The 6193-nt window shown below is 62.5% G+C and carries 7 protein-coding genes; 2 read left to right on the plus strand and 5 right to left on the minus strand.

What is annotated here, in order from left to right:
- Positions 1–289: 289 nt before the first annotated feature.
- Entirely contained in the window at positions 290–838 is a 549-nt protein-coding gene (locus GQY20_RS31110) for a LysR substrate-binding domain-containing protein (RefSeq protein ID WP_157221062.1), read from the minus strand.
- A 189-nt stretch (positions 839–1027) separates the two neighbouring features.
- On the opposite strand from GQY20_RS31110, the gene GQY20_RS31115 reads away from it, so the two are divergent.
- Positions 1028–1651: an isochorismatase family protein gene (locus GQY20_RS31115; protein WP_157221063.1), complete on the plus strand. Its 624-nt coding sequence runs from the start codon at positions 1028–1030 to the stop codon at positions 1649–1651.
- 562 nt (positions 1652–2213) lie between these two features.
- Here GQY20_RS31115 and GQY20_RS32985 read toward each other — a convergent pair.
- Both GQY20_RS32985 and GQY20_RS31125 read right to left on the minus strand, forming a co-directional pair.
- A complete protein-coding gene (locus GQY20_RS32985; protein WP_157221074.1) occupies positions 2214–2354 on the minus strand; it encodes a DoxX family membrane protein in 141 nt (46 codons plus the stop codon).
- Positions 2355–2500: 146 nt separating this feature from the next.
- Positions 2501–3247, minus strand: a complete 747-nt coding sequence (locus tag GQY20_RS31125; RefSeq protein WP_157221064.1) for a pirin family protein — start codon at positions 3245–3247, stop codon at positions 2501–2503.
- A gap of 114 nt (positions 3248–3361) precedes the next feature.
- On the opposite strand from GQY20_RS31125, the gene GQY20_RS31130 reads away from it, so the two are divergent.
- A complete protein-coding gene (locus GQY20_RS31130) occupies positions 3362–4258 on the plus strand; it encodes a LysR family transcriptional regulator (RefSeq protein WP_157221065.1) in 897 nt (298 codons plus the stop codon).
- 16 nt (positions 4259–4274) lie between these two features.
- On the opposite strand, the gene GQY20_RS31135 is transcribed toward GQY20_RS31130, so the two are convergent.
- Complete coding sequence (locus GQY20_RS31135) at positions 4275–5282, minus strand: zinc-dependent alcohol dehydrogenase family protein (protein WP_157221066.1); 1008 nt, start codon at positions 5280–5282, stop codon at positions 4275–4277.
- A gap of 131 nt (positions 5283–5413) precedes the next feature.
- Positions 5414–6193 (minus strand): SDR family NAD(P)-dependent oxidoreductase (locus GQY20_RS31140; RefSeq protein ID WP_157221067.1); only part of this gene is annotated, 780 nt, incomplete at its 5' end.

Raw genomic sequence — 6193 nt, forward strand, 5'->3', positions numbered from 1 at the left:
CAGTGCGCTCGTAGGCTGTGGGCTTCCATACCGCCCAACGTCTGCCTCAATCACCACGTCGTGCAAGGTGGGTGGGAAACAGCGCTTACGACCTAGTTGGGTTTTAAACAATTGAGTGGGAGTGACGGGTCGTAGATTTGAATAGCGTCGGATACTGTGTCGAAGTTTCGGCGATTTTGCTGCTTCGATAGATCCTGAATGATGCCGTAGATCGGGCTGTTCCCGCCGCCCCGGGCTGTTATGGAAACCTCTATAAGACCGACAGACGGTGTGCGGCGACTGCTCCGCATCAGTCGCTTGCCGCCCTGAGAGCATCGATGACGGCGCGCAATCCGGCCGAGATGTAACGGCGCGTCGGGTAGTAAAGGTAGAGCCAGTCCTCGGGCGTGATCCAGTCGGCGAGGCAGGATATCAGCCGTCCACTTTCGACATAGGGCCTCGCGCGGTCTTCCCAGACATAGGCGAGCGCCACGCCGGCGATCGCGGTCTCGATCATCAGTTCGTGGTCATGAAGCGCTACCGGGCCTGTGACCTCGACGTGGATCTCCTCGCCGTCGCGCCCGAATGTCCAGGGATAGCCGACACCGCTCGGATACATGTTCCGGACGCAGATGTGCCCGGACAGGTCAGCCGGCGTCTCGGGTATGCCCTTCTCCTCGAAATAGGCTGGTGAACCTACCGCCGCGAATTTCAGCCGCAGCTTCATCTTCACCGCGGTCATCCCGTCGCGCAGGCTTTCTCCCAGCCAGATGCCGGCATCAAATCCCTCGTCGACGATATCAACCAGACGGTCGGTGGCGACGATCTCCAACTCCAGATTGGGATTGTGCCCCAGCATGATCCGCGCATGCTGTGGATCGGGCGCATGGCGAATGTTCGCCCAAGCACAGCAGGTTAGACGCTATATCGTTCCTAAAACAGGAACAGTGATTGCCTCAATCGCTGGCTAGCTGGCGCATTCAAGGAACGTCATTTGGTGCATGTCGATCACGTCGACCGACAGTGACATCAGATCGAGGAATTGAACATGTCCTATGACCGCATCACCTCCGAAAACGCAGCAGTGCTTTTCATCGACCACCAGACCGGGCTCGCCAATGGCGTCCAGACCCAGCACCCGGCCGAGTTCCTCAACAACGTGAAGGCGCTTGTGGCGCTGGCAAACGTCCATGGCCTGCCCTCCGTCATCACCACCAGCGCCGCCGATGGCCCCAACGGTCCGATCATGCCGGCGGTGGCGCAGGGTCTGCCGAACGCCGCGATTGTTCACCGCCCCGGTGAGATCAACGCCTGGGATAATGCGGATTTCGTCGCTGCGGTCGAAAAGACCGGTCGCAAGAAGCTGCTGGTGGCCGGCATTTCGACCGAAGTCTGTCTCGCGTTCGTAGCGCTCTCGGCCAAGCAGGCCGGCTACGAAGTTTATGCTGTGCTCGATGCCTCGGGTACTTGGGACAAGCGCGTCGAGGACGCCGCCATCGCTCGGATGGTGCAGGCAGGCGTCATCCCGATGACGTGGGTCGGCGTCGGTGCGGAACTGCTCGGTGACTGGCGCTCTCCCGTCGGGGAAGCGCACGGCAAGCTGATGGGCGAATACCTGCCGTTCTCCGGCAACAACATTGCCGGCTATCTGACCGCGAAGGGCCTTGCCTGACCAATCCTCGCCTCGGGATTGTCGCCGAGGGTTTCCCCGCAAGACGCCGGTCGATCTCTCGACCGGCGTTTCTTGTGTGTGCGGCAGCGTCGCATCTCCAATCCAGCTGTCTTGTGGAAGCAAACAATTCCGGCGCCTATGATCGCCGCCGACACGGATGATGGCGAGCGCAGCGATCTCGATATTGCATGACCGCCCCCAAAGCCGCTTCCTCGAACTCGACACGCGAAGGAAGAGATGGATTGGCTCGCCGCGGCGTGGCGAGCACGGCGGGGACAGCGCCACATCCGTCATGTCCAGCTGCCGGACCTAGCCTGATGTGCCGACAAGATCATTGCCGCCTAGGGGCACCCCAGACACTTTCTTGTCCAGACAAGATCGCAGCGTCCGGCCAACCAGGGCTACGGCGCGGGATGGTTTTCGAATTTTCGCTTAGCGCGGCCGCACCGGGAACGCAGAGCCTGCGAAGGGGCTCTGGTCCAGGAAACGATAGGAATAAGACCGTGGGATGAAACGCTATCAGCGTCTAGGGCGTGAACGAGCCTAGCATCCCAGCTCCGAGCTAGAGCCAGCGACCGGAAAGGATCAGCAGGTATCCGACAAGCTCGAGCGTGATCGTCAGAACCGCCGTGAAAGCCGGCGCCGATATCCCGAATTGCGCCTGCTCAGCGACTGCCGCTGAAAGTCCGGCCAGATGCCCTATGGCCGAGTCGAGTTAGGTCGCTACGATCGCAACACGCACGGCGAACCACGTGCCTCGCCATTCAATACCGATTTCACAGCATGGGGGGTGTCTGTCTCAATTATTTCCTTTCTCCCCAGGGAAGCCTGGCGCAAGCGGGTCCGACTTCAGCCACGCGCCACGTTCCCGCTGAACATCCCGCCCGTGAAGACGGGCGCCTGCGTGTCGGTGGTGAAGAGGACGATGTCGGCATCAGCTAGAGCTCCCACTACCGCCGTGCTGTCACCGAGGTGGTAGAACTCGCCCGCTTCCATTCGCTGGTCGCCGACCCGTACCTCGCCTGAGAAAAGGAAGAGCAGATGCACTATTCCCGGGCTCGACCGCTCGGGCAGGCATAGACAGCGGCCTGCGTCCAGATGGGCATCCCTGACCCATGCCTGCGCCCGGACCTCGAAGGTGGCGTCCTGCGGTGCGACGAGCAAGCGCCAGGCATTTTCGCTGCGCCCGGCGTCCATCTCGTGGAACTGCACTTTTGGCTCGAGGTCGGCCTCGCGAGGACGCAGAAAGATTTGGAGGGCCTGGGTGGGCTCATCGCCGATGACCCGTTCCTCATGCTGGAAGCTATGGCCGGCGTTCATCATCATCAGGCGGCGTGGATTGACCTCTTCTCGATTCCCGACGGTATCGAGGTGAAGCATCCGACCCGCGCGCTTGTAGGTAAAAATCTCGTCGTCCTTGTGCGGGTGCATGGCGATGACGTGGCCGGGCTGAATCAGCGCACGGTCGATGCGACCGATCGCGCCGATGCCACTATCGAAGCGGCCCAGCACAGTGCCCGGATAGAAGACTTCGACGCCGAAGCCGTGCGCCCAGTCGCCGCGCTTCACAGATGATGTGATCTTAGTCGGTTGCATGGTGATCGCTCCTCGTCGGCTCCCTCGGAGAGCTCATGAAAGACAGGTAGCGTTGCCATTTTAGATCAGGTAGCCAGCGGATAAGGGAAGCACCGTTGCTGACTGGGGAACGTTGTGGACGTAGAAGATCTCAAGACGTTTGTGGAGGTTGCAGACGCGGGTGGCGTCTCGCCTGCGGCGCGTCGGCTGGGTCTAGCCAAGTCTATCGTCAGCCGGCGCCTTTCAAGGCTGGAGGATGAACTTGGGGTCCAGCTGCTTGCGCGCACGACCCGCGGCGCAGCGCTGACCGAGGCGGGCGCCGCCTTTCGGGACCACGCGGCCCGCATGTTCGCGGAGTTCGAAGCTGCGCGTGAGGAGATACTCCCCGCGGGCGAACTGCGCGGCCGCCTGCGATTGGCAGCGCCATCGTCGTTCGGGCCCGAATATTTCGCGCCCACACTCGCGCGTCTGGCGAAGCGGCACCCGCTTCTAAGCGTTCACACACGTTTTAGCGATCGCTACGTGGATCTGGTGAGCGAGGGCTTCGACTGCGGCATACGCGTCGGCTACCTTCCTGACTCGAACCTCGTTGCGCGCCGGATCGGCGATTTCACCGTCCACCTGTTCGCAAGCCCAGCCTATGTGTGCGAGCACGGCCCCCCCCGAGTGCCGCACGAGATTGCGGATCATCCGGCCGTGATGATCGCGTCTGAGAGCTGGAAATTCAGCCAGGGGAAGAAGGTGGTCGAGGTCCATCCGCACGGCCGGTTTAAGGCCGACAGCGCGGTGGCGATCGCTGAGGGGACGGCCGAGGGGATCGGCATCGCCGCACTCCCCGACGCGATTGCTGCCGCGTACGTCGAAACGGGGAGGTTGCAGGCCATCATGACCGACTGGGATCTGCCGTCGGTGGGCATCTTTGTCGTGCGACCGCCTGGTCAGCACCTCGCGCGGAAAGTGCGCGTACTGACCGAGCTGCTATTGGAGCAGTTTGGCGAAGCTGGTCAGACCCGCGTTGGACTTTTAACTTAGCTGCTCTGCGAGAGGACTACCACTCGATGCCGATCTTGCCGAAGTGGCCGGACGACTGCTGGAAGCGGAATGCCTCGGGGAGTTGGGCAAGGGGAAAGCGGCGGTCGATAACGGGTCGGATTCCTGCGCTCTCGATGGCGCGAACGAATTCCTGTTGCTGGCGCCGCGATCCCACGATCAGTCCTTGCAACCGGGCTTGCTTGGCCATCAGCGCGGCGGTGGGAACGTCGCCAGCGACTCCGGTCACCGTCCCGATGAGTGCGATATGTCCCCCGACCCGGACGGCCGCTATGGAATTGGAGAGCGTGCCTGCGCCCCCCAGCTCAAGCACATGGTCGACGCCGCGGCCGCCGGTCCAATCGGCGACGGCTCGACCCCAATCCTTCACCTCGCGGTAATTGACGACGTGGTCCGCTCCGAGATCTCGAGCACGCTCGAGCTTTTCGCCGGAAGAGGACGTCACAACCGCCGTCGCTCCCATCGCCTTTGCAATCTGAAGGCCCCAGATCGAAACGCCGCCCGTGCCGAGCAACAGCACGGTATCGCCGGCCTTCAGACCGCCATCGCCAACCAGCGCCCGCCAGGCAGTCAGGCCGGCGGTGGTGATGGTTGCAGCCTCCACCGCGTCGTAGCCGCGCGGCGCAAGCGTGAAGGCGCTCGCCGGCGCCACGGCAAACTCCGTGGCGAAGCCGTCGATGCCGTCGCCAGGGGTCTGTGAGAAATCGCCGATAGTCGGCGCTCCGTCCTGCCAGGAAGGAAAAAAGCAGGAGACGACCTGGTCTCCGACCACAAATTCGGTGACGCCTTCTCCCACCGCTTCCACCGTTCCGCCCGCGTCCGCCAACGCGATGCGCCCGGCAGCGGCCGGCATGCGGCCTGTCAGCACGCCCAGATCATGGAAATTGAGCGAGCTGCCACGCAGGGCGACGCGGATCTCGCCGCGGCCGGGCTGGCCTGGATCGGGCCGATCCGCGAACGCCAGCGTGTCCAGGGTTGCAGGGGAACCGATGACCATCGCCTTCATGTTTTGCTCCTGGCTTCGCGTTAGGGCGCGGTTTGGACGAGCTATGTCGCTTCACCCTGCGGGATATCAACAATGGCACATTGGATGTCCTGCGAGTTGTTCTTGATCGGCGGCACTATGCATGTTGCAGCTCAGTCGAAGTCGGTGGACTCGCTCAATGCACGCCATCGAGCCAGCTCCTCGAGGCGCGCGCTATCGGATGCCTCGATCGCCGCGACGGCGTGTTTCCCAAGCGGAAGCCTGAGCGGTGGTTCGTCTAAGCCCGCGATTTCCAAGATCACCGCCGCGCCTTTGCGAGGGTCGCCCGGCTGCTTTCCATCATAGGCCCGTTGCATTCGGGCGGCAGCCCCGACCACCGCGTCATATTCCGCCCGACCTTCCTCAATCGTCGTCGAAGCCCCTGCGAAGTCGGTACGGAAGCCGCCGGGTTCGACGATCGTTACCCGCACTCCGATCAGCGCCATCTCCTTGCCAAGCACCTCGGAGAAACCCTCTACCCCCCATTTCGCAGCCGAGTAGGGGGCACGTCCCGGTGCGCCGATCCTGCCGCCCACGGATGAGAACTGAATGATATGTCCGGAGCGCTGTTCCCGCATGATCGGGATCGCGGCCTTGGTCATGATGATGGTGCCGAAAAGGTTGGTCTCTATCTGTCGCCGGAAGGAGGCCAGCGTTGTGTCCTCGACGGAGCCAACATCGCCATAACCCGCATTGTTGACTAATACTACAGTTGCATTTGTTGCTGAGTTCTGATTCTCTGTGCGTGGTCGGCGGAGGGTTGGGTGATGGGGATTGCGCAGTGGGCTGGGACGCTTGTTGATTGGCGAGCGGCGCTTGACGAGTTGAAGGTGCATTTGGCTCCGGCGCTGGGCCGAGCGGAGACGCGGGCGTCGGGCGGCGCGTTCATCGAT

It is taken from the genome of Flavisphingomonas formosensis (assembly GCF_009755815.1).
GTDB classification, from domain to species: domain Bacteria; phylum Pseudomonadota; class Alphaproteobacteria; order Sphingomonadales; family Sphingomonadaceae; genus Flavisphingomonas; species Flavisphingomonas formosensis.

What these genes read in the sequence shown, in the direction of transcription:
- GQY20_RS31125 (WP_157221064.1), bottom strand. Translation starts at nt 3,247, where the DNA reads ATGCAACCGACTAAGATCACATCATCTGTGAAGCGCGGCGACTGGGCG.
- GQY20_RS31135 (WP_157221066.1), bottom strand. Translation starts at nt 5,282, where the DNA reads ATGAAGGCGATGGTCATCGGTTCCCCTGCAACCCTGGACACGCTGGCG.
- GQY20_RS31110 (WP_157221062.1), bottom strand. Translation starts at nt 838, where the DNA reads ATGCTGGGGCACAATCCCAATCTGGAGTTGGAGATCGTCGCCACCGAC.
- GQY20_RS31115 (WP_157221063.1), top strand. Translation starts at nt 1,028, where the DNA reads ATGTCCTATGACCGCATCACCTCCGAAAACGCAGCAGTGCTTTTCATC.